Annotated in this window: 23 protein-coding genes; 13 read left to right on the forward strand and 10 right to left on the reverse strand. The window is 67.5% G+C overall.

Annotated elements, in window-relative coordinates; genetic code table 11:
• Window positions 1–3: 3 nt before the first annotated feature.
• From AC1DEK_RS07640 to AC1DEK_RS07660, 5 genes are read right to left on the reverse strand one after another with little or no spacing between them, the layout of a single operon-like run.
• Window positions 4–987 (reverse strand): tripartite tricarboxylate transporter substrate binding protein, encoded by a 984-nt coding sequence (locus tag AC1DEK_RS07640; RefSeq protein WP_478124609.1) that lies wholly within the window; start codon window positions 985–987, stop codon window positions 4–6.
• Between the two features lie 28 nt (window positions 988–1,015).
• A complete protein-coding gene (locus AC1DEK_RS07645; protein ID WP_478124610.1) occupies window positions 1,016–1,894 on the reverse strand; it encodes a crotonase/enoyl-CoA hydratase family protein in 879 nt (292 codons plus the stop codon).
• A 10-nt stretch (window positions 1,895–1,904) separates the two neighbouring features.
• Entirely contained in the window at window positions 1,905–3,437 is a 1,533-nt protein-coding gene (locus tag AC1DEK_RS07650; RefSeq protein WP_478124611.1) for an acyl-CoA synthetase, read from the reverse strand.
• A 10-nt stretch (window positions 3,438–3,447) separates the two neighbouring features.
• Complete coding sequence (locus tag AC1DEK_RS07655) at window positions 3,448–4,584, reverse strand: acyl-CoA dehydrogenase family protein (RefSeq protein WP_478124612.1); 1,137 nt, start codon at window positions 4,582–4,584, stop codon at window positions 3,448–3,450.
• Window positions 4,585–4,593: 9 nt separating this feature from the next.
• Window positions 4,594–5,754, reverse strand: coding sequence for an acyl-CoA dehydrogenase family protein (locus AC1DEK_RS07660; protein ID WP_478124613.1), 1,161 nt, complete (start codon window positions 5,752–5,754; stop codon window positions 4,594–4,596).
• A gap of 65 nt (window positions 5,755–5,819) precedes the next feature.
• On the opposite strand from AC1DEK_RS07660, the gene AC1DEK_RS07665 reads away from it, so the two are divergent.
• The gene (locus AC1DEK_RS07665) at window positions 5,820–6,566 is read left to right on the forward strand and encodes a FadR/GntR family transcriptional regulator (protein ID WP_478124614.1); all 747 of its coding nucleotides are present in this window, start codon (window positions 5,820–5,822) and stop codon (window positions 6,564–6,566) included.
• Window positions 6,567–6,572: 6 nt separating this feature from the next.
• On the opposite strand, the gene AC1DEK_RS07670 is transcribed toward AC1DEK_RS07665, so the two are convergent.
• Window positions 6,573–7,556, reverse strand: coding sequence for an NADPH:quinone oxidoreductase family protein (locus AC1DEK_RS07670; RefSeq protein ID WP_478124615.1), 984 nt, complete (start codon window positions 7,554–7,556; stop codon window positions 6,573–6,575).
• Between the two features lie 63 nt (window positions 7,557–7,619).
• On the opposite strand from AC1DEK_RS07670, the gene AC1DEK_RS07675 reads away from it, so the two are divergent.
• Together AC1DEK_RS07675 and AC1DEK_RS07680 are read left to right on the forward strand one after the other, a co-directional pair.
• The gene (locus tag AC1DEK_RS07675; protein WP_478124616.1) at window positions 7,620–8,291 is read left to right on the forward strand and encodes an EthD domain-containing protein; all 672 of its coding nucleotides are present in this window, start codon (window positions 7,620–7,622) and stop codon (window positions 8,289–8,291) included.
• Window positions 8,288–8,422 carry a hypothetical protein gene (locus tag AC1DEK_RS07680; RefSeq protein WP_478124617.1) on the forward strand — a complete coding sequence of 45 codons (135 nt, stop codon included), beginning with the start codon at window positions 8,288–8,290 and terminating at the stop codon, window positions 8,420–8,422. The genes AC1DEK_RS07675 and AC1DEK_RS07680 overlap by 4 nt, the downstream gene beginning before the upstream one ends.
• On the opposite strand, the gene AC1DEK_RS07685 is transcribed toward AC1DEK_RS07680, so the two are convergent.
• Window positions 8,409–9,377: a Bug family tripartite tricarboxylate transporter substrate binding protein gene (locus tag AC1DEK_RS07685; RefSeq protein WP_478124618.1), complete on the reverse strand. Its 969-nt coding sequence runs from the start codon at window positions 9,375–9,377 to the stop codon at window positions 8,409–8,411. The two genes, AC1DEK_RS07680 and AC1DEK_RS07685, sit on opposite strands and share 14 nt — an antisense overlap.
• Window positions 9,378–9,469: 92 nt before the next feature.
• On the opposite strand from AC1DEK_RS07685, the gene AC1DEK_RS07690 reads away from it, so the two are divergent.
• Together AC1DEK_RS07690 and AC1DEK_RS07695 are read left to right on the forward strand one after the other, a co-directional pair.
• On the forward strand, window positions 9,470–9,769 hold the full coding sequence (locus AC1DEK_RS07690) for a hypothetical protein (RefSeq protein ID WP_478124619.1): 300 nt from the start codon (window positions 9,470–9,472) through the stop codon (window positions 9,767–9,769).
• Window positions 9,769–10,914: a CaiB/BaiF CoA transferase family protein gene (locus AC1DEK_RS07695; protein ID WP_478124620.1), complete on the forward strand. Its 1,146-nt coding sequence runs from the start codon at window positions 9,769–9,771 to the stop codon at window positions 10,912–10,914. Before AC1DEK_RS07690 ends, AC1DEK_RS07695 begins: the two co-directional genes overlap by 1 nt.
• Window positions 10,915–10,920: 6 nt before the next feature.
• Here AC1DEK_RS07695 and AC1DEK_RS07700 read toward each other — a convergent pair whose 3' ends face one another.
• On the reverse strand, window positions 10,921–11,439 hold the full coding sequence (locus tag AC1DEK_RS07700) for a nuclear transport factor 2 family protein (RefSeq protein WP_478124621.1): 519 nt from the start codon (window positions 11,437–11,439) through the stop codon (window positions 10,921–10,923).
• An 85-nt stretch (window positions 11,440–11,524) separates the two neighbouring features.
• Between AC1DEK_RS07700 and AC1DEK_RS07705 the strand changes: the two genes are divergently transcribed.
• Together AC1DEK_RS07705 and AC1DEK_RS07710 are read left to right on the forward strand one after the other, a co-directional pair.
• A complete protein-coding gene (locus AC1DEK_RS07705; protein ID WP_478124622.1) occupies window positions 11,525–12,832 on the forward strand; it encodes a CaiB/BaiF CoA transferase family protein in 1,308 nt (435 codons plus the stop codon).
• Window positions 12,829–13,392: a DUF2889 domain-containing protein gene (locus tag AC1DEK_RS07710; RefSeq protein ID WP_478124623.1), complete on the forward strand. Its 564-nt coding sequence runs from the start codon at window positions 12,829–12,831 to the stop codon at window positions 13,390–13,392. The genes AC1DEK_RS07705 and AC1DEK_RS07710 overlap by 4 nt, the downstream gene beginning before the upstream one ends.
• Before the next feature lie 18 nt (window positions 13,393–13,410).
• Here the strand turns inward: AC1DEK_RS07710 and AC1DEK_RS07715 are convergent, their stop codons facing one another.
• The gene (locus AC1DEK_RS07715) at window positions 13,411–14,388 is read right to left on the reverse strand and encodes a Bug family tripartite tricarboxylate transporter substrate binding protein (RefSeq protein ID WP_478124624.1); all 978 of its coding nucleotides are present in this window, start codon (window positions 14,386–14,388) and stop codon (window positions 13,411–13,413) included.
• Between the two features lie 130 nt (window positions 14,389–14,518).
• Here AC1DEK_RS07715 and AC1DEK_RS07720 point away from each other — a divergent pair, with 130 nt between their 5' ends.
• Genes AC1DEK_RS07720 through AC1DEK_RS07745 form a run of 6 tightly spaced genes read left to right on the forward strand, consistent with a single transcriptional unit; the run spans window position 14,519 to window position 19,364 of the window.
• A complete protein-coding gene (locus AC1DEK_RS07720; RefSeq protein WP_478124625.1) occupies window positions 14,519–15,202 on the forward strand; it encodes a nitroreductase in 684 nt (227 codons plus the stop codon).
• A 4-nt stretch (window positions 15,203–15,206) separates the two neighbouring features.
• Window positions 15,207–16,388, forward strand: a complete 1,182-nt coding sequence (locus AC1DEK_RS07725; protein WP_478124626.1) for a thiolase family protein — start codon at window positions 15,207–15,209, stop codon at window positions 16,386–16,388.
• Window positions 16,385–16,777: a Zn-ribbon domain-containing OB-fold protein gene (locus AC1DEK_RS07730; RefSeq protein WP_478124627.1), complete on the forward strand. Its 393-nt coding sequence runs from the start codon at window positions 16,385–16,387 to the stop codon at window positions 16,775–16,777. Before AC1DEK_RS07725 ends, AC1DEK_RS07730 begins: the two co-directional genes overlap by 4 nt.
• Window positions 16,778–16,828: 51 nt before the next feature.
• Window positions 16,829–17,803 (forward strand): Bug family tripartite tricarboxylate transporter substrate binding protein, encoded by a 975-nt coding sequence (locus AC1DEK_RS07735; protein ID WP_478124628.1) that lies wholly within the window; start codon window positions 16,829–16,831, stop codon window positions 17,801–17,803.
• A gap of 2 nt (window positions 17,804–17,805) precedes the next feature.
• Entirely contained in the window at window positions 17,806–18,396 is a 591-nt protein-coding gene (locus AC1DEK_RS07740; RefSeq protein WP_478124629.1) for a nuclear transport factor 2 family protein, read from the forward strand.
• A complete protein-coding gene (locus AC1DEK_RS07745; protein WP_478124630.1) occupies window positions 18,393–19,364 on the forward strand; it encodes a Bug family tripartite tricarboxylate transporter substrate binding protein in 972 nt (323 codons plus the stop codon). The genes AC1DEK_RS07740 and AC1DEK_RS07745 overlap by 4 nt, the downstream gene beginning before the upstream one ends.
• Window positions 19,365–19,381: 17 nt before the next feature.
• On the opposite strand, the gene AC1DEK_RS07750 is transcribed toward AC1DEK_RS07745, so the two are convergent.
• Complete coding sequence (locus tag AC1DEK_RS07750; RefSeq protein ID WP_478124631.1) at window positions 19,382–21,937, reverse strand: CaiB/BaiF CoA-transferase family protein; 2,556 nt, start codon at window positions 21,935–21,937, stop codon at window positions 19,382–19,384.
• Between the last annotated feature and the right edge of the window lie 16 nt (window positions 21,938–21,953).

Consider the following 21,953-nt stretch of genomic DNA (forward strand, 5'->3'; position numbering starts at 1 on the left):
GCTTCAGTCCAGCCGGATGTCGTTTTCGCGCGCGATCTTGGTCCAGCGCTTCAGGTCTTCCTGCAGAAACTGCGCGAACTCCGTGTTGGTGTTCGCCACGGGCTCGTAGCCGAGCTGATAGATCTTTGCCTGCACATCGGGCATTGCCGTGATTCGGCGGATCTCCTGCACGTACTTCTCCACGATCGGCGCCGGCGTGCCGGCGGGCAGGAACATGGCGCCCCAGCCGGGCAGGTTGATGTCCGGATAGCCGAGTTCGGCGAAGGTGGGGAGGTCCGGAAAGGTCTTCAAGCGATTCGGCGAGGCCACCGCGATCAGCTTGACCTTGCCGGAGGCGATCTGGTTGGCGTAGAACCCGACCGAACCATAGGCCAGCGCGATCTCTCCGCTGGCCACGTCGACGAAGGAGGCGGCCTCGCCCTTGTACGCGGCATGCTTGATGCGGATGCCCGCCGCCTTGTTGAGGCCCTCGCCGATCAGGTGCGCGCCGGAGCCCACGCCGTAGCTGCCGAAGGTGTACTTCTCCGGATCCTGCTTCGCGAGCCGGACGACGCTCGGAAGGTCGTTGGCCGGCAGCGCCGCATTGGCCGCGAGCGCGATGGGGAAGCTCGCCACCAGCGACACGGGCGCCAGGTCGCTCATCTTGTACTGCGGGTTGGACTGCAGCACCAGGTTCTGGATGAAGCCACTGATGGTGAAGAGCGCGGTATAGCCGTCAGCCGGCGACTTGGCGACGTACGAGGTCGCGAGGATGGTGTTGGCCCCAGGCCTGGGTTCGACAATGACCTGCTGGCCCCAGGCCTCGGTGAGCTTGGCCGCATACAAGCGCGCCAGCGCATCCATGTTGCCGCCGGGCGCCGTGGGAATCACGATGCGAATCGGCTTGGTCGGGAAGGGCACGTTCTGCGCCGCTGCGGGAATGACCGCGCCAAGCGCCAGGGCGGCGGCAAGGATCGCGCGACGCGCGCGCGTGAAATGCTTAGGCATGCTTGTCTCCTTGTGGGTCCAAAAAATTTCACCAGCTCGGCCGGGCGATACCGTCGCCGAAAGGCTCGTCGCGCTTGTGCACCGCGGCCTTGAAGCCGAGCGCGGCGACGTCGGCATCGAACTCCTTTTTCGCGCGCGAGAGGTGGGCACGCGCATCCATCTCGGCAGCCAGACGTGGCAAGGTGCCGGCGCCCGCCAGTTCCAGCGCGAGGTTGACGATGCGCTTGTTGGTCGCCAGCAAATCAGGGTCGACGCTCGCGAGGCGGTGCGCCAGGGTCGACACTTCTTCCTCCAGCCGCGCGGCGGGAACACTCGCTACCACCAGGCCGATGCGTGCCGCGTCGGCGCCGCTCACCACGTCGCCGCTCAGCAGCAGTCGTTTGGCCCACTGCGGGCCGACGTTGTAGAACCACATGTGGTTGGGCGGCGAGCCCATGGCGCGAGTGGCGGGGAAGCCGATGCGTGCCTCGTCGGCCGCGATCACCATGTCGCAGTAGAGCGCCAGGTCGGTGCCGCCGGCTACGCAATGGCCGTGCACCTTGGCGATCACCGGCTTGTGCACCACGAAGGCGGTGCGCAGCAGCTCCTGGAATCGCTCCAGCTTCCACGCATCGTCGTCGAAGGAACCGCTGCCGCTGCGATAGTCGAGTGCGGCCTCGCCTTCGGCGGCGTAGCGGGCATAGGCCGACTTCATGTCGTAGCCTGCGCAGAAGTCGGGTCCCGCGCCTTCGAGCACGATCACGCTCACGGCGCGCAGGTCGTCCGCTTCGAGCAGCGCGGCGCGCAGCTCGGAAAGCAGTTCCCACGAGAGCGCATTGCGCCGGTCTGGCCGGTTGAGGGTGATGCGTGCGACGCGCTCGCGCACGTCGAACACAAGGTGCTCGCTCGATTGCAGCCACTTGCCCATCGCCCCGCCCTCAGATCCTGCGCCCGGCGTTCTGCCAGAACGGATCGCGCAGACGGCGCTTGAAGATCTTGCCGCTGTCCTCGCGTGGCAGCGAATCGTGGAAGTCGATCCGCTTGGGCACCTTGAACTTGGCGAGACGCTCGAGCAGGTAGGCCCGGATGTCTTCCGCCGTGACCTGCGCATCGGGCATCCGCTCGACCGCGGCGGCGAGCGATTCGCCGAAGTCTTCGTCGGGGATGCCGAACACGGCGCAGTCCTTCACGCCGGGGCACTGAGTCAGCGCCATCTCGATCTCGGCCGGGTAGATGTTGGTGCCGCCGAAGATCACCATGTCCGAGCGTCGGTCGCACAGGTACAGGCGCCCCGCCTTCATGTAGCCCACGTCGCCCAGGCTGATGAGGCCGTCGCGCTCCACGCTCTTGCGCTTCTCCTCGTGGTTGAGGTAGGTGAAATCGGCATAGGCGGGCACACGTGCAAAGATCTCGCCGGTTTCGCCCTCGGGCAAGCGGCGCCCGGCCTCGTCGTAGAAGGCCATGCGCGTGCCGGGCGTTGGCACGCCCACGCAACCGGGATGCTCCAGCCAGTCCTGCGGCGTGGCGAGGGTGGCGGTGCCGACCTCGGTGCCGCCGTAGGTCTCGTAGACCACCGGGCCCCACCAGTCCATCAGCTCCTTCTTCACTTCGCGCGGGCAGGGCGCGCCGGTGTGCGTGACCCAGCGCAACGAACGGACGTCGTGGCGGCCGCGCACCTCGGGCGGCAGCTTGAGCATGCGCACGAACATCGTGGGCACCATCACCGCGTTGTCGATGCGGTGCTTCTCGATCAGGGCCAGCGTCTCTTCCGGATCGAACTTGGACTGCAACACCAGCACGTCGGCCGTCATCAGCGCCTGGCGGCCATAGGCGTTGGGGGAGGCGTGGTAGAGCGGGCCGCTCACCAGCGCACGCACCCCGGGCTTGAGCCCGTAGACGCTGGCGAACAGCTCGACATAGGCCTTGCTCTCCTCGGGCGTGGCGGGCTGGCGCTTCACGCCCTTGGGATGGCCGGTCGTGCCTGACGTGTAGATCATCGTCGCGCGCGCGCGGCGGGGCGGTGCCTGCAGCGGCTCGAAACGCTCGGCCCATTCGCGCCACACCATGTCGCCGGGCGCGGGCCGAGCGAGTTCGGCCGAGACGCCGTAGCGCTGCTGGATCTCCGGCGGCGTCGGCACCACGAAGACGCGGATGTCCGCCGGCACGAGCGCGCGGATTGGCGCGAGCAGGTCGGCATGCGCGACCAGCACCTTGGGCTTCGCGTCTTCCAGCACATAGATCACTTCTTCCGTGCGGCCATGCCAGTTGAGAGGCACGCCATAGGCTCCGACCGCGGCGGCGGCCTGCTGCACTTCGAAGAAGGCGAAGTCGTTGCGCAGCAGCAGGGCGACGGTGTCGCCTTCGCGCACGCCGAGTTGCTCGAAGCCGGTGGCTGCCTGCTGCGCTACGCGCAGCACCTCGTCGCGCGTCACGCCGCGGCCGTCGAGGTAGATCATGGGTGTGATGCTCATGGATATGGTCTCAATGGAGGGCTGCCGCGAGGCGGGCGGCATGGGCGTCGGCGTCGCCGAACAATTGGTCGAGCACATGGATGCGACGCAGGTAGTGGCCGACCGCATATTCCTCGGTCATGCCGATCCCGCCGTGGAGCTGGATCGCACCGTGCGCCACGTGGCGCGCGTTGCGGCCGACGGAGAGCTTCGCGCGGTGCAGGTCGAGGGCGCTGCCCTCCGCGCCCGCATCGTCGGCCGCGACAGCGGCAGCCATGGCCATGCTGCGCGCCATCTCGAGGCTGACGAGCATCTCGGCCGCGCGGTGGCGCAGCGCCTGGTTCTCGCCGATCAGGCGGCCGAACTGCTTGCGCGTGCGCAGGTAGTCCATCGCCAGGTCGAAGGCCGCCTGCGCGGCCCCGCTCATGTCGGCGCAGACGGCAGCGATGCCGGCTGCCACCGCGCCCTCGATTGCACGCCGGGCGCGTGTCGTGTCGTCGGGATCGGCCAATGGTTGGGCTGCGGCCTGCTTCAGCACCAGCTCGCCCGCCATGGTGTCGTCGACCAGGCGGAACTCGCGCAGTGCGACGCCCGCGTCCTTCGCGTCCACCAGGAACAGCGCACAGCCGTTCGCGTCGGCCGGCGCACCGGCGATGCGCGCGCTCACGACGAAGTACCGCGCCAGGCCGGCGGTCAGCACGTTCGATTTGATGCCGTCGAGCTTCCAGCCGCCGTCCCTGCGCTCGGCGCGTGTCTCCACCCACAGCGGCGCATGCCGGCTGCCGGACTCGTCGTGCGCCCACGCCAGCACGAGTTTGCCGCTGGCCAGGCCGGGCAGCAGTCGAGCCTGCATCACCTCGTCGGCGCCGAGTCGCAACGCGGTGCCTGCGAGCACGGCGCTGGCCAGGAAAGGTTCCACCGAGAGCGAGTGGCCGAAGGCCTGCATCACGGGCAGCAGGTCGCGCGCGCCGCCGCCGAAACCGCCGTGCGCCTCGGGCACCGGCAGGGCGGTCAGGCCCAGCTCGGCGAGGCCGGCCCAGGCCTTCGCGTCATGTGCCACGTCCGAGGCCGCGAGCGCGCGGCGCTTCTCGAAGTCATAGCGATCGGCCAGCAGGCGGGAAAGGCTTTCCGCGAGGGCCGACTGTTCCTCGTTCAGTTCGAAATTCATGGGGGTGTCCTATCCGACGATGGCTTTGGCCAGGATGTCCTTCTGTACTTCGGTCGTGCCGCCGTAGATGGATGCCGCGCGCGAATAGAAATAGCGTGGCGTGATCGGTCCATGCGCGACCTCGTCCGCGGAGCGGCGCTCCAGTCCGCCCGGGCCGGCGATGCGCGCGAGCAAGGCATTGATCTCCTGCTGCAGCTCGGTGCCCTTGAGCTTCAGCACCGAGGCGAAGGCGGGCAGGCGTTGCTGCTCGCTGTTCGTGAGCAGGAAGCGCCAGTTGGTGATCTCCAGGGCGCGTGTCTCGGCTTCCAGCGCGGCGATATCGGCGCGAAGCTTCGGATCGTCGAGCAACGGCCTGCCGGCCTGCGTGTGACATCCGGCGACCTCGCGTGCGTAGTCGAGCCGCTCTCGGCACAGGCCGACGTTGGCGATGCCGGTGCGCTCGTTCGACAACAGGAACTTCGCGCAGTCCCAGCCCTTGTTCTCCTGGCCGACCAGGTTGCCGACGGGCACGCGCACCTCGTCGAAAAAGACCTCGTTAAGGTGGTGCTCGCCGTCAATGGAACGGATCGGCCGGATCGTGATGCCGGGCGTGCGCAGGTCGATCAGCAGGAAGGAGATGCCTTCCTGCTTGCGAGCTTCCGGATCGGTGCGCACCAGTGCGAACACCCAGTCGGCGAGATGCGCCGTGGTGGTCCAGATCTTCTGGCCGTTGACGATGTAGTGGTCGCCCTCGCGGCGCGCTGCGGTGCGCAGCGACGCGAGATCGGAGCCGGAGCCCGGTTCCGAGAAGCCCTGGCAGAACCACAGGTCGAGGTTCGCCAGCCGCGGCAGGAAATGGTCGCACTGCGCAGGCGTGCCGAACTTCATCAGCACCGGGCCGAGCATGCCGACGTTGAACACCTGCGGCAGTGGGGCGGGCGCGCGGTAGGTCTCGTCCAGAAGGATCAAGCGTTCCATCGAGCCGAGATCGGCGCCGCCGTAGCGCTTGGGCCAGTGCGGCGCGGCCCAGCCGCGCTCGTTGAGGATGCGCTGCCAGATCACGGTGTCCTGCTTGCGCGGCGGGTGACCGGCGCGAAGGCGGTCACGGATCTCCGCAGGTAGTTTTTCGCGAATGAAGGTGCGCACCTCGTCGCGGAAGGCACGCTGTTCGGGGGTGAGGTCCAGGTCCATGGCGAATCATCTTATGGTTCAACCAATGAATATGCAATACTTCAGAACCCTCAAAAGGATCTTTCATGACAAACGAATCGCTCTTTCAACCCGTGCGCACCCGCCGTGGCTTCGAGGCCGTGTGCGATCGCATTCGCGAACAGTTGATGAGCGGCGAGCTGAAGCCGGGCGACCAGTTGCCAGGCGAACGCGAACTGGCCGAGCGCTTCGGCATCGGTCGCGCGGCGGCACGCGATGCGCTGCGCAGCCTGGAGGTGTCGGGCATCGTGGAAGCGCGCAAGGGCATCCAGGGCGGCTTCTTCATCAAGAGCGGCGGCAGCGGCGGGCTCGCGCAGACGGTGCAGGACATGGTGTCGCTCGCGCAGGCCTCGCTGGAGAACGTGATGGAGGCGCGCACCGAGGTCATCTGCGTCGCGATCCGCCTCGCTTGTCCGCGCGCGACCAACGAGGAGTTCGATGCGATCCAGCGCGACATCGATCTGCACGCCGACCTGTTCCGCCTGGGGCGGGCCTCGCGCAACACGCAGTCGGTGATCGAGTTCTACCGGCTCATCGCGCAGGCCACGCACAACCCGTTGGTGCTGATGATGGTGGATGCCCTGTCGGAGGTGTACCGCGCGATGCTCGCGAGCGTGGACCCGCGGCCCAACAAGGACATCATGGTGGTGCGTCAGCGCGTGCTCGACCTGATGCGCAAGCGCAATGCGCAAGCGGCGTCGGACGCCATGGCGGAGCACCTGCGAACGGTGACGGAATACCTGATCAGCGAGCGCGACAAGAAGCACAATCGCCTCTCGAAGCGATCCACCTGATGGCCGTCAGCCAGTAACCAGCACCACCTTGCCGGTGGTGCCGCGCGAGGTGATGCTGCGCATCGCTTCGACGGCGCGTCGCAGCGGGTAGCTGTCCGAGACGAGCGGACGCACACGGCCCTGCTCATAGTGGGCCAGCACCTGTTGCAGGTTGGCGCGCGCCTCGGGCCAGCTACCGTCGCGCCATACGTCGTAGCGCACGCCCAGGATGTCGAAGCCCTTTACCAGCGGGTAGTTCACCTTGATCTCGGGGATGCGGCCGGAGGTAAAGCCGATCACGAGGTAGCGGCCGTCGAAGGCCATGCAGCGCACCGCTTCGTCGAAAGCATCGCCGCCCACAGGGTCGTAGGCCACGTCCACGCCGTGTCCGCCGGTGAGCGCCTTGACCTCCTCGCGCCAGCCGGGTTGCGTGTAGTCGATGGCGTGTTCAGCGCCGTGCTCGAGGCACAGGGCGCGCTTCTCGGGCGTGCTCGCCGCGGCGATCACGCGCGCGCCCATGGCTTTGCCGAGCTGCACGGTGGCGAGGCCGACGCCCCCCGCTGCACCCAGCACCAGCAACCACTCGCCGGGCGTGAGCCGGCCGCGCTGCTTCAGCGCATAAAGCGTGGTGCCATAGACCACCGGCGTGGCAGCCGCCTCTTCGAAGCTCATGGCGGGGGGCAGGGCGAACACGCGCCCCGCATCCAGCACGATCTGCTCGGCGAAGCCGCCGCCGCGCGCGTCAGACACGCCCATCACCCGGTCGCCGGGGCTGACGGATCGCACCTCCGCGCCGACCGCCTCGACCACGCCGCCCGTTTCGCTGCCCGGTATCCAGGGCAGCGGCGGTTTGATCTGATGCAAGCCTTCGACCTTCAGCGAATCGGGGAAATTGACGCCCGCGGCATGCACGCGGACGCGCACTTCGTGCGGCAGCAGCGGGCGGGCGGGGATTTCGGCGTAGTCGAGCTGGTCGACGGAGCCGAAGTTGCGACAGACGATGGCTTTCATGATCGGCATTGTGATGCAAATGGTAGAACCATACAATGACGCAACCAAATCGACTCGCCCCTCATGTCGACCCACATGCTTTGCCTTGCTGGTGACGCCGCCGTGCGCGCCGCGTTGCCGCTCCTGCCGGATGCGCAGGTACATGTCTACCGCGTGCTGCGCTACATCCCGACCGATTCGGTGACGGAAGATCGGGCGCGGCGGCCGATCGTGCCGGATGCCGAGCGTATCCACACCATCGTCGAATGCAACTTCCGCGATTCGGCCGCGCAGGCGCGGGCCCAGGCCGGTGCGGATTGGCGCGCCTTCGCGGCTGCAGTCGATGAAACGGGCGAGCGTTTGTATGCCTTCGATGCCTTATCCAACATCCCGATAGCGCCGGTGCGCGGCGCGGTCGAGGGCGGCTTTCGCCGGTGGATGCTGCTGCGCCGTGCGGCGGCCAGTCCTGATGCGTTCCGCGACGCCTGGTTCGGACGGCATGCCGACCTCGTGAAGAAGCTGCCGCGGGTGGACGGCTATGTCCAGAGCCTGGTGACAGGGCGATTCGGCCCCGATGGAGAGGCCGCGAGTCACGAAAGTCTCTGCGTCGACGGCATCGCCGAGCTTTGCTTCGCCAACGAGGCCGCGATGCTGGAGGCCTACTCTGCCGATGCACGATTGCCTCTGCGAGACGATGGGCGTGCGCTGCTGGCCGGCATCGTCACGCTGCTTGTACACGGGAGCCGGGCGTCATGAGCGAGCGTCTCGACGAAGTGGATGTGATCGTGGTCGGCAGCGGCGCTGGCGGCCTGGCTGCGGCCGTTGCTGCGAGAAAGCTCGGGCTGGAGGGGCTGGCGGGCGAGGCCGCGGTGCTCAGTCCATCGTGATGTTGTTGTCCTTCACCACCTTGGCCCACAAGGTGTGGTCGGAAACGATGATGTCGCCCAGCGCCTTCGTGCCGCTCTTCGGGACCACGTAGACCGCGCGGAACTTCTCCTGGATGTCCGCTTGCGCGAGCAGCTTGGCGACCGCGTCGGCCATCTTCGCGATCACCTGCGGCGGTGTGCCGGTGCGCGCCACCAGGCCGAACCAGGTCTGTGTGTCGTAACCCGGCACCACTTCGGAGATGCTCGGCACGTCGGGCAGCAGCGGGCTGCGCTGGGCGGTGGACACGCCCAGAATGCGCATTTTTGCGTCTTTCACGAAGCCGGCGGTGACCGACGACGGCGTCGAGAGCATGTACTTGGTCTGGCCCGCGAGCAGTGCCTGGGCGGCCGGCCCCGCGCCGGGGTAAGGCACCATCACCATCTTGCGAATGCCGGCCGCCTCGTGGAAGGCCTCCATCGCGAGCTGGCCGACGCCGCCCAAGGCCGAGGCGCCCCACTCGAGAGAACCGGGCTTGGCCCGGGCCTGCTGCACGAATTGCGCGAGTGTGTCCGGCATCGATGGATTCGTCATCAGCACCATCGGCGAAGTGCCTAGCAGAGAGACCGGTACGAAGTCCTTGACCGCGTCGTAGCTCGGTTTGCGCTGCACCAGCGGCACCGTCACCAGGCCGCTGCCATGCAAGAGGAAGGTGTAGCCGTCGGCCGGCTGCTGTGCGACATACTGCGAGGCGATCGCGCCGCCCGCACCAGGCTTGTATTCCATCACCACCGGCTGGCCGAGCATCTTCTGCAGCGGCTCCTGGACGTAGCGGCCGAGCACGTCGTTGGTGCCGCCCGCCGCGGCGGGCACGATGAACTTGATGGGGCGATCCGGCCAGCGATCTTGCGCCAGCGTGGGGCCGCTTGCAGCGAGGGCAGCGAGCAGGGCGCCCGCGATGAGGGTACGGCGATACATGACATTGTCTCCTTGTCCCGCATGATCGATCGAATTGGCCCAAATGTCTATAGGTCTTACCAAAAGACCACTGCCTGTGTATGATGAAGCCGATGAATACCACCCCCGCCACCCGAACCGTGGCCGAGCGCCAGTTCGACGTCGAAGACGCGCGCGGCCGTACCTATCGCGTCACCCGCTACGTGTGGGAGGAGGAGCGCGATGGCGCCTGGGTCGAGCTGTGGGACATGCTGCTCACCGCGACCGGCGGCCTGCTTGATGAACTGCCCGGCGGCGGCTATCGCGTGGACGGCACCGGCACCTGCGTGCGCGCAGTGCCGGGCAGTGTGCGTACGCGCGCATCGCGGCAGATGGAGACGGTCGTGCCGGTCGGTGCCACCGGGGCGCATTGATGGCCGCCGTGCGCCAGGGCCCATTGGCGGGGCTGCGGGTCGTTGAAATGGCGGGCCTCGCGCCCGGCCCCTTCGCCGCGATGATGCTCGCCGACATGGGGGCCGAGGTGCTGCGCATCGACCGACCCGAACCCGCTGCGCGGCCGATGCCGCAGCGCTACTGGTTCACTGACCGCAACCGGCGCTCGATCGCGCTGGACCTCAAGACCGGGGATGGCGTGGCGCTTGCGCGGCGGCTGATCGGCGAGGCCGATGCGCTGATCGAGGGCTTCCGTCCCGGCGTGATGGAACGCCTGGGCCTCGGACCCGACGAATGCCTTTCGCTCAATCCGCGCCTGGTCTACGGCCGCATGACCGGTTGGGGCCAAGAGGGCCCGCTCGCGCAGGCGCCGGGCCACGACATCAACTACATCGCTTTGGCCGGCGTGCTCGACGCGATCGGGCCGGCGGAGGGACCTCCCGTGGTGCCGCTGAACCTGGCGGGTGATTTCGGCGGCGGCATGTATCTCGCCTTCGGTATCGCCTGCGGGCTGATCGAGGCCGCGCGCTCGGGCCGGGGGCAAGTCGTCGATGCCGCGATGGTCGACGGAGCCGCGTCGCTGATGACCTATTTCTACGGCTACATGGCAGGCGGCAAGTGGCCGGGCCGCGGGCGCTCGACGCTCGGCGGCGCGGCGCCGCACTATGGCGTGTACGAGACGAAGGACGGCAAATACGTTTCCGTCGGCTCGGCCGAGCCGAAGTTCTATGCAGAGTTGCTGCGCATCACAGGCATGGACCGCGATCGCCTGCCGGATCGCGGCGACCCCGCGAACTGGCCCGCCTTGCGCGAGCGACTGGCCGCGATATTCCGCAGGCGCACGCGCGACGAGTGGAGCGCGCTGATGGAGTCGTCCGAGGTCTGCTTTGCGCCCGTGCTGGATCTGCGCGAGGCCGCAGCCCATCCGCACAACGTGGCGCGCCAGACCTTCATCGAGATTGACGGCCATGTGCAGCCGGCGCCTGCACCGCGCTTCTCGCGTACGCCGAGCGCAATGCCTCAGGCCGGCGTCGCGCCGGGGGTCGATGCGAAGGCCGCATTGCAAGGGTGGGGCCTGCCGGCGAGCGAAATCGACGCGCTGATCGCGCGCGGCGCGGTGGTCTGAGGGGCCTCAGTCGATGTCGAGCCAGTCGGGTTTCGCCTGCCGCTGGCCTTTCAACGCCGAGGGCTGCGCCGCGTCGACGGGATCGATGCGCAGCCGCGTGAGGCGCAGGAAGCTGATCTTCCATTCGCCGTCTACCGCGCGGTACTCCTCTTCGTAGTGGCCGTAGCCGCGAAAGCCACGGCTGCCCGGCGCCTCCTTCACCGTGCTGCCGTCGGTCCAGTCGACGTAGTCCTCCATCGCCCAGATCACGCGCGCGTGACCAGGTCCGAGCAAGCGGATCTCCGGCATGTGGCAGTGGTGCACGGAGATGGTGTTCGCCAGGCGCGTCGAGACGCCCTGCACGAACGTGGCCACATCGGCGCCGGCGGGCGCCGAGCCCAATCCCTCGAAGCGGCAGTCGGGCGTGAACAGCGAGGCCAGCCTTGGCCATTGCTTGGTGTCAATGTAGCGGCAGTAGCGCGCCTTGGTTTCGACGATGGCCTGTAGTGCCAGCAGGCGCTGCACCGACGGGTCGGACTCTGACATGCGTGCTCCTCGGGTGAATGCGTTGACGGCGCGAGAATCTGGCAAGTATAATGGTCTTACCAATGATACTTTAAGGCCGCCTTCCATGTTCGAACGCCTCGAAAACGACTTCCCGGTGCATACGCCGCGCCCTGCCGATGCGCCCGTGGCGCTGGAGGGCATCCGCGTGATCGACTTCAGTCACTTCCTCGCCGGCCCCTTCGCCACCATGATTCTTGGCGACATGGGCGCGGACGTGATCAAGGTGGAGACACCCGGCCGCGGCGATGAATTCCGTCACTACCCGCCGGTGCCCGCCGAGGCCCCGGCGCAGGGCGCGCCCTATGCATGGGGCAATCGCAACAAGCGCAGCGTCGCGCTGAACCTCAAGAGCCCGGACGGCGTGGCGGTGGTGAAGGAACTGATCGCACAGGCCGACGTGCTGTGCGAGAACTTCTCCACCGGCGTGATGGAGCGCTTCGGCCTCGACTATGCAAGCGTGAAGAAGATCAATCCGCAGATCATCTATTGCTCCGTCTCGGCCTATGGGCGCGAGGGCGCCTTCAGCGATCGTCTGGGATTCGATCCGATCGCGCAGGCGGAAAGCGGCTTCATCTCGATGAACGGCTATCCCGACCGGCAGGGCGTGCGCACGCTGTCGCCGGTGGTGGACATCAGCACCGCGATGATGGCCTGCAATGCCATTCTTGGCGCGCTGCTGGCCCGCGCGCGTACCGGGCAAGGGCAGCAGATCGAGATCGCGCTCTTCGACAACGCGGTGCTGATGACCGGCTACGCCGCCATGCAGCACCTCTACACCGGCGCGCATCCGCAACGCCATGGCAACACCAGCCCCGACACCTGCCCGTCGGGCGTGTTCATGAGCCAGGACAAGCCCTTCTATATCAACTGCGGCAACGACAAGATCTTTCATCGCCTGGCGGAGCAGGTGCTCGAGATGCCCGAACTGGCGAACGACCCGGTCTACTCGGACCGCAATGGGCGCATGGGCAAGCGCGAGGAGATCTTCAAGCTGCTTGAAGAGCTGTTCGTGCAGCACCCGTGGTCATACTGGCAGCCGCGCATGCGAGCCGCGCAGATCCCGTGCGGCGAGGTGCGCAGCGTCGGCGATGCGCTGCGGTCGCCCGAGGCGAAGGAGCGCGGGCTGGTGACGCGCGTCGAGCACCCCACGCTGGGCTGGATTCCCAATGTGCGACTGCCGATTCTCTACTCCGCCACGCCCCTGGCCGACCCGCAGGCCGCGCCCGCGGTGGGTCAGCACACGAAGGAGGTGCTGGCCGAGGTGCTGGGCTACGACGACGCGCGCATCGCTGCACTTCGGGCCAGCGGCGCGCTAGACCCGGCCGCAGCGCGCCGGCCCGTGCAGGCTGCCGCGGAGGCGGCGGCGGAATGAAGCAGCTCTCGCCCGCGGCACCCCGCGCGTTGCTGCATACGCGCCGGGTGGAATGCACGGGGTGGGAGCGCGAGGACGGCCTGTTCGACATCGAGGGCCGCCTGTCGGACGTGCGCACGCACGACCAGGACGGCTCGCGCGGCAATGCACCGCGCAAGGCGGGCGATCCGGTGCACCTGATGTCGCTGCGCATCACGCTGGACGACCGCTTCACCATCGTGGCAGCGGAGGCCTGCTCCCACCAGGTGCCCTATGCGGACTGCGATGGCATCAATGCGGCCTACGCTCAATTGACTGGGCTGCAGATCAAAGGCGGCTTCACCAAGGCTGTGAAGGCGATGTTCTCTGGTGAACACGGCTGCACGCACTTGACCGAACTGCTCGGCCCTATGGCCACTACCGCCTTGCAGGCGATCAACCCTGCCCTCGAACGCCGGCGCGCGCGGCGCGGCGAGCCGATCGACGACCCGAAGTCCGGAGATCGCCTGCTGGGCAGCTGTCACGGCCTGCGCCGCGGGGGCGAGCCCGCAATCATTCGCTGGGGCGGACGCGGCGCCTGAGCGCCGCCGCGCCTTGGCTCATTCCGGCTGGATGCCCTTCGCCTGCAGCAAGGCTCCGAAGCGCGCGCCTTCCTTGTCGACCAACGCGCGGAATTGCTGCGGCGTGCTGAACTTCGGCTCGTTGCCCGAACGCTGCAGAGCCTCGCGGACGGCGGGATCGGTCAGCGCTTGCCCCATCGCGTCGTTGAGCTTCATGACCACGGCACGAGGCGTTCCGGGCGGGGCCACGAGGCCGAAGAACACCTCGGTCGTCATGCCGGGAAAGCCTTGCTCGGCCATCGTCGGCACTTCGGGCAGTTCCTTCTCGCGCTGCGGGCCGGTCACCGCAAGTGCCTTGAGCTTGCCCGAGCGTACAAGGGGAATGTTGGACGACAGCGCGTCGAACAGGAACTGAATGTTGCCGCCCATGATGGCGCTTGCCGATTCGGCCCCGCCCTTGTAAGGCACATGCAGGGCGTCGAAGCCGGCCTCGCTCTTGAGCAGTTCGGCAAGCAGATGCAGGCTGCCGTTGATGCCGTTGGAGCCGAAGCTCAACTGGCCGGGATGCGCCTTGCCGTAGGCCACGAGTTCTTTCACATTGTTCACGCCGAGCGTCGGCGATGCGACCAGGATGAAACCCGAGGTGGTGGCCTGGCCCACCGGGATCAGCGTCTTCACGTCGTAGCCGGGATTCTTATAGAGAAAGGGCGAGATCGCCATCACGCTGTTGCCCACCCACACCAGCGTGTAGCCGTCGGCGGGCGCGCGCACTGTCTGCGCAACGGAGAGCGTGCCCGAGGCGCCCGGCTTGTTGTCGATCACAACGGGCTGGCCGAGCAGCTTGCCCATCTTGTCGCCCACCAGGCGGGCGGTGATATCCGTTGTGCCGCCGGCGCCAGCACCCACGAGGATCTTGATGGGGCGCGACGGGAACGGCTCCTGCGCCCAAAGGGGCTGGACGGCGATGGCTGCGCCGGCGGCAAGCAGCGTGCGGCGCCGGATGCGGCAATCGGTCATGGGTGTCTCCTTCATCGAGTGGGGAAAAGATCCGTGGACGCCGTCAGCCGTTTCGACTGATTGACTCGGCATGGATACCCCATTATATTGGTCCTACCATTTAAATATGCAACCTATAACCAACCACACGATGAACCTCACGCCGGCCCAGATGCTCGATTCGCTGCTCGCGCAGCGCCACAGCTGCCGCGCCTTTCTTTCGACGCCGGTGGAGCGCGCCACCATCGAGTCCGTTCTGCGCACGGCGCAGCGAGCCGCCTCGTGGTGCAACTCGCAGGCCTGGCAAGTCAGCGTGACCTCGGGCGAGGCGACCGAGCGCCTGCGGACCAAACTGCTCGAAGCCGAGCGCGCGGGCGAGGGCGGCGGCACCGACTTTCCTTTTCCACAGGAGTACCGAGGCGTCTACCTGGAGCGCCGGCGCGAATGCGGGTTCCAGCTCTACAGCGCGGTCGGCGTGGAGCGCGGAGACAGGGAAGGCTATGCGCGCCAGACGCTGGAGAACTTCCGGCTCTTTGGCGCGCCGCATGTCGCCATCCTGACCAGCGACCCGGGCCTCGGCGTCTATGGTGCGGTCGATGTGGGCGGCTATGTGCAGGTGGTGCTGCTCGCGATGCAAGCCCATGGCTTGGCTGCGATTCCGCAGGCCGCCCTGGCGCATCAGAGCGCTTTGGTGAAAGAGGAGCTCGGCATTGCGAAGGAGCGCCTGATGGTGTGTGGCATCTCCTTCGGCTACGAAGACACCGAGCATCCTGCCAACAGCTATCGCACCTCGCGCGCGCCACTCGGGCAGGCGGTCCAGTTCGTGGGAGCGTGACGACATGAAGACCCTTGCAGACCGCAGCATCGCGATCGTCGGCTACGCGGAAACCAAGCTGGTGCGCAGGAGCGGACGTACCGCGCTATCGCTGGCCGGCGAAGCCATCGACCGCCTGATCGCGCAGACAGGCATCGAGCGCTCGCGCATCGACGGCTTCGCCACGACGCTGGCCATGAGCGAAGGCGGCAACCCGTTCTACAGCAACCTGCTGGCCGAGGGGCTGGGCCTGTCGGTCACCTGGTGCCAGGCCACCGAAATCGGCGGCGCCTCATCGGGTGGGAATATCGCGCGCGCGGCAGCTGCCATCCAGGCAGGCCTGTGCGACATCGTGCTGTGCCTCGCGTCGGACGCGGTGTCCACCGTCGACCGCTCGGTGCAATCGGGCCATCGCACCGAGTACTGCGACCCGGCCGGTTACGCGGGCCCGCTGTCGGCCTTCGCACTGCTGTCCAATGTGTACGACCAGCGCTACGGCCTGCCGCACGACGCGCTGGCGCGGCTGGCGGTGACGCAGCGCGAGGGCGCGCTGCTCAACGAGAACGCCTGCGACGTGCTGCGCCGGCCATTGACGGAGCGCGAGTACCTCGACTCGAAGATCGTCTCAGACCCGCTGCGCATCCTCGACTGCGTGATGCGCTGCGACGGCGCAAGCGCGGTGCTGGTGATGTCGACGCGGCGCGCACGCGAGATGGGCTTCCAGAAGCTCGTGCACCCGATCGCCTATGCCGAGCGCATCAACTTCGATCCGACCGAGTCCAGCGGCGACATGCTGCGCACCGGCTTCACAGATGTCGCTCCGCGCGCCTTCGGCGCCGTGGGCTGGAAGCCCGGCGACGTGAAGATGCTGCATTGGTACGACGACTTCCTGATCGCGCTGATCCTGCAGCTGGAACAAACCGGCTTCTGCGGGCCGGGCGAGGGTGGTGCCTTCGTCATGGCGCACGACATGACCTGGCGCGGCGAGCTGCCGCTGAACACTGGCGGTGGCCAGATCTCGGCCGGCCAGCCCGGCCTCGCCGGCGGTGGCGTCAACCTCGTCGAGTGCCTGCGTCAGATGTTCGGCGAGGCCGGCGCGCGCCAGGTGGGCGATGCCAGCAACGCGATGCTCTCGGGCATCGGCGTGATCCAGTACGCCCGCACCTGGGGCACCAGCACGGTGATGCTTCTGGAGAGAAGCCAATGAGCATGACGATCGATCTTCCCCCCGACGTTGGCGCCTCCTTCTTCGAAGGCTTGCGCGATGGCCGCCTGATGCTGCAGTTCGACCGCGGCAACGGCCGCGCCCAGTTCTACCCGCGCCCACAGAGCCTCTGGAGCGAGGGCGGCGTGGAGTGGCGCGAGGCCAGCGGCCGCGGCACGATCTTCGCGCTGACGCTGAGCCGCGTCGGGCCGCCGCATTTGGCCGACGCGGTGCCCTACCCAATGGCGCTCGTGCGCCTGGCAGAGGGCCCGCGCATGCTCGCCCGCATCCATGCGCGCTATGACGACTTGGCCATCGGCCAGGCGGTAGAGGTGGACTGGAGCCATCCCGACTCGCGGCGCGCCTTTCCGGTGTTCAAACCGGCAGGCTGAAGGACGCGCCGCCTCTGCATTTCTTCAATACACGATTCCAGGAGACAACCCATGATGTTTCGACGCCAATGGCTGGCCTTGTCGGCGCTCGCGCTTTCCGCGCTGGCGCTGGGTAGCGCGCAGGCCGACACCTTTCCGAGCCGGCCGATCAAGATCGTCGTGCCTTTCGCCGCGGGCGGCACCGGCGACGTGCTCATCCGCACGCTGCAGGAGCCGATGCAGCGTCGCCTGGGGCAGCCGATCATCGTGGAGAACCGCCTCGGCGCGAGCGGTTCGATGGGCACCGTGTTCGTCAAGAACGCGCCACCCGATGGCTACACGCTGCTGCAGGTGGGCAATTCGACCCTGACCACGCCGATGCTGCAGAAGACGGCCAATTACGATTCTCAGAAGGACCTCGCGCCGGTGGGACTGATCGCGACCACGCCGATGGTGTTCCTGGTCAATCCGGTCGTGCCGGCGACCAACATGCAGCAGTTCATCGACTACGCACGGGCCAATCCCGGCAAGCTCGAGTTTTCGTCGGCCGGGCGTGGCTCGCTCGCGCACCTGGCGACCGAGTCCTTCAACCAGGCGGCCGGCCTGAAGATGGTCTTCGTGCCCTACCAGGGCGCGGCACAGGCCGTCAATGCGGTGCTCGCCGGGGATGTGAAGGTGGCGCTGACCACGCCCTCGGACGCGATCAATGCCTTCGTGAGCGCGGGCCGGGTGCACATGCTCGCGGTGTCGAGCGAGAAACGCAGCCCGCTGCTGCCCGAGGTGCCGGCAATCTCGGAGGCGTTGCCCAACTTTGCGGTCAACGCCTTCTTCGGACTGTCGGCGCCGGCGGGCACGCCGAGCGCCGTGGTCGCGAAGCTCAACGACGCGCTGAACAAGTCGATCGCCGAGCCCGCGGTGCAGGCCAGGCTCAAGGCCCTGGGCATGTTCCCGAACGCAGGCAATGCCGCGAGCTTCGGCGACATGATGAAGCGCGATCATGTGCTGTGGACCGGCGTCATCGCCAAGGCGGGCATCGAGGCGGAGTGATGATGAACAACACCCTTGACGACTACTCGCCCGAGCGAATCGCCGACCGCATGCAGATCCAGGACTGCATGTACCGCTGGTGCCGCGCGGTGGACCGGCTGGACTTCAGCGGCATTCGGGACGTCTTTCATCCCGATGCGACCGACATGCATGGCGCCTACGATGGCCCGGTTGACGGGCTGGTCGAATGGATCCGCAGCCGCCACGCGGCCATCCCCTTCTCGATGCATGCAGTGAGCAATCTCCTGATCGAGTTCGCCGGCCCCGATCTCGCGCTGGTGGAGACCTACGTTCGAACCACCCAGCGTTACCCGGCCGAGGCGCGCGCGGCGCTTGACCAACTCGCCGGCGGCAAGGCAGGCGCGGACGGCGGCGGCATGGACCTCATGACCTGCTCGCGCTATGTCGATCGCTTCGAGCGGCGCGATGACCGGCGCTGGAAGATCGCGCGACGCACGCTCGTGGCGGACTGGAAGCAGTTCGTGCCCGTGCCCGCCGGCCTGCCGACGCCGCCCGCCTCGCAGCAGACCGGCCGGCGCAACCAGGACGACTTCATCTTCCAGGAACGCAAGGCGTTGGGGATCCGACCATGAACCGAAAGCAATTCCTTCGCTGCACGTTCGCAGCGTTGGCTGCAGGCGCCGCGTGGCCCGCGCTGGCTGCCTATCCCGACAAGCCGGTCATGCTCGTCGTACCCTATCCGCCGGGGGGCATGGGCAGCACCTTCGGCAACATCGTCAGCGAGGCGCTCAGCCCGAGGCTCGGCGAAAACATCGTGGTCGACTACAAGGGCGGCGCCAATGGCGCGCTTGGCGCGGCCTACGTGGCCAAGGCGCAGCCGGACGGCTACACGCTGCTGATGGCCGTCAACAGCACCATGGCCATCAACCCGCACCTGTACTCCAGGCTGCCTTTCGATCCGCTCAAGGACTTCGCGCCGGTGTCGATGATCTTCACCAATGCGAACGTGCTGGTGGTCAATGCGTCCAGCCCGGTGCGCTCGGTGAAGGACCTGATCGCCTACGCCAAAGCCAATCCGGGCAAGGCGAACTACGGCTCGGCCGGCAACGGTTCCACGCCGCACCTCTCGGGCGAGATGTTTCGCCAGCTCACCGGTGCGCCGGTGGTGCACGTGCCGTACAAGGGCAGCGGTCCGGCCATCGTGGACCTTCCCGGTGGCCAGATCGACTTCCTGTTCGTCGACACCTCGGTGCTGCCGCAGGTGCGCAGCGGCAGGCTGCGTGCACTGGCCGTCACCGGCCGCACGCGGCTGGGCGCCGCGCCCGAGCTGCCGACGATGGAGGAGGAAGGCGTGAAGGGCTTCGTGGTGGATACCTGGTACAGCATCTGCGCGCCCGCCGGTACCCCGCCCGAAGCGGTGAAGCGCCTGAACGCGGAGATCGCGAAGATGCTGGCCGATCCCGCGGTGCGCCAGCGCATGCGCGACATCGGCGTGGACCCGGCCGAAGACACGAGCGCGGCCTATCTGCAGAAGACCATTCAGGCCGACAGCGCGCGCTGGAAGAGGTTCATCCAGTCCACCGACATCCACCTCGACTGAGGCGGCGGGCGCGCGGGTCAGATCACGCCGTCGCGCTCGAAGGCGCGGATCTCCGATCCCGCGTAGCCGAGCAGTTCGCCCAGCACGTACTCGTTGTCCTCGCCATAGACGGGCGCGCCGCGCTGCGGCAACCCGCCCACATGGCTCGGCGTCTTCGACAGCCGCGCGGGCAGTTCGGTGATGGGCCATGTGCCGATGCGCGGCGCCGTCACCTCGGTCATCCACCGCTGCTGCGCAAGCTGCGGGTCGAATTCACACCGATCTTCCGCGGTCTGGCACACGCCTGCCGCGATGCCATGCGACTGCAGCAGCGCCATGCAGGCGTAGCGCTCCTGCGTGCGGGTCCAGCTCTCCACCGCTTCGTCCAGCGCGTCCTGTTGCGCGATGCGTGAGGCGAGGGTGGCGAAGCGCGGATCGCGCAGGGCCTCGGGCTCGCCAGCGGCGCCCGCCAGGGCGTGCCAGTCCCGGTCGTCGAAGCAGGCGATCGCGATCCAGCGGTCCTCGCCCGCGCAGCGATAGGCTCCATGGGGCGCCGCGGGCACGTAGGGCGATCGGTTGCCGGTGCGCGTGAAGGGCTTGCGCTGCAGCGCCCACTCCAGGCATTGCACGCCTGTGAGCATCAACCCGGACTCGCATTGCGACGCATCGATCCATTGGCCCTGGCCGGTTCGCTCGCGGTGCAGCAGGCCTGCAAGGATGGCCTGCGCGAAGCCGTAGGCGCCCATCCAGTCGAGGTACGAATACCCCCAACCGGCCGGGGGCGCGGGCTCGGGCAGGCCGGACATCTCGCTGATACCCGTGAATGCCGCGGCGATCGGGCCGACGGTGCGCATGCGGCCATAGCGCCCGTGTGCGCCCATCCCCGACTGCTGCACGTAGACGATGTCCGATCGGATACTCTTCATCGCTTCGTAGCCCAGGCTCCAGCGGTCCATGACGCCGGGCGAGAAGCCCTCGGCCACCACGTCGCTGATTGCTACCAGCTTCCGCGCGATCTCGAGGCCGCGCGGGTCGCGAATATTGAGCGACAGGCCGCGCTTGCCGGCGTTCTTGTGGTTGTAGTGCCCGCCCATGGTTGGGTCGTCGAGCCCTTGCAAAGGGCCGGTGGCATGCTGGCGCGCTTCGCGACCACCGATCGGAGCCATTGCGCCCAGACGGCTGTCGAGGTTGTCCTTCCATTCGACCTTGATGCATTCCGCGCCGAGCGCCGTCACCATGCGCGTGCCGCCGGCGGAGGCAAGAAACCAGGAGAAGTCGAGGATGCGGATGCCCTGCAGAGCAAAGGGCCTGCCGCGCCGGGAACGCGCGCTCATGGCGTCAGGCACCTTGTCCTTGCGGGCGGCCGGCGCTTCGCTGTGCGGTGTCGAGCCTTGCTGCGGCCGCCGCTCTCCGGGCCGCGGCGCGGCGCGATCGGCCACCCATGAGGTGGTCGATCCGATCCATTTGCTGCGCGGATAGGGCAGCCCGTCGATCCACGCATAAGTGCCACGGGCAGCCCAGTGCGGGTCCTCGAGATTCTCGTGCGGCTTGCGCAGTGGCGCCCACATGAGGCCGTGCGCCTGCGCCTCTTGCCAGGGCAGGTCGCGGAACCGGAAGCTGCGCACGAAGCGCTGCACCACCTCGAAGACATGGGCCTTGTGCTCATCGAAGGCCGTGGCACCTGGCACGTCGCGCTTCTTGGGGTCACGCAACGGATCCGGGCCGGTGAGGTCGTAGGCCATGCGGCGGGACGATAGAAACTCGACAAGCTTCTTCTCTTCCGCAGCAGTCACCATCCAGCCGAGGTTCCAGCGCCCGTCCTTGGTCTGCGCGAGCGACGTGGTGATATTGGGCAACTCGGCGGAGTGGCGGCAGGTCTGCCGCCGCTGGTGGGCGGCGCGCATCACCCAGGACATCAGGTCCATCTCGGTCGAGACGGACACCGCCGTGTGGATCGCACAGCTCACGTCCTGGCCCTCTCCGGTGCGTTCGCGGTGCATCAGTGCACCAAGAATGCCGATCAGCGTCTGCTCGCACGCGATGTGGCTGGCGTGGAAGGCCTGCGGTGCGATCGGAGGCAAGTCGTAGTCGCCCTTGGGATCGGGGTCATAGCCCGTGTTCATCATGACCCCGCCGAGGGCCAGGTGGATCAGGTCGCTGCCGCGGAAGTCCTTCCATGGACCGTCGTCGCCGAACGGGGTGATGCGCGCGGTGACCAGACCGGGGAAGTGACGGGCGAGATCTGGCAGCGCGAGCCCGGTGGCGAATTCCACCTGCGCCAGGCCGCCGCACAGAAAGACGTCGGCTTCTACCAGAAGCGCAAGCAGAGAAGCGCGTGCCGGCGCGACCGGCAGGTCCAGCAGCACCGAGTCCTTGTCGCGGTTGTAGGCCTGGAAAAAGAGGGAGCGCCCGTCCTGCGAGAGTGGCGGCATGCGCCGCGACGCCGCGCCGGCGAGGGGCTCGACCTTGGTGACATGTGCGCCGAGCCCGGCGAGCAGAAGGCCGCAGTACTCGGCCTCCGGCTCGCACAGTTCCAGGATCCGCAGACCCTGCAACAGGCCAGGATTGTCAGAATCATTGAATGGTTGGACCATTTAGAATATTATAGGG

Source organism: Variovorax sp. 10N420 (assembly GCF_056394705.1).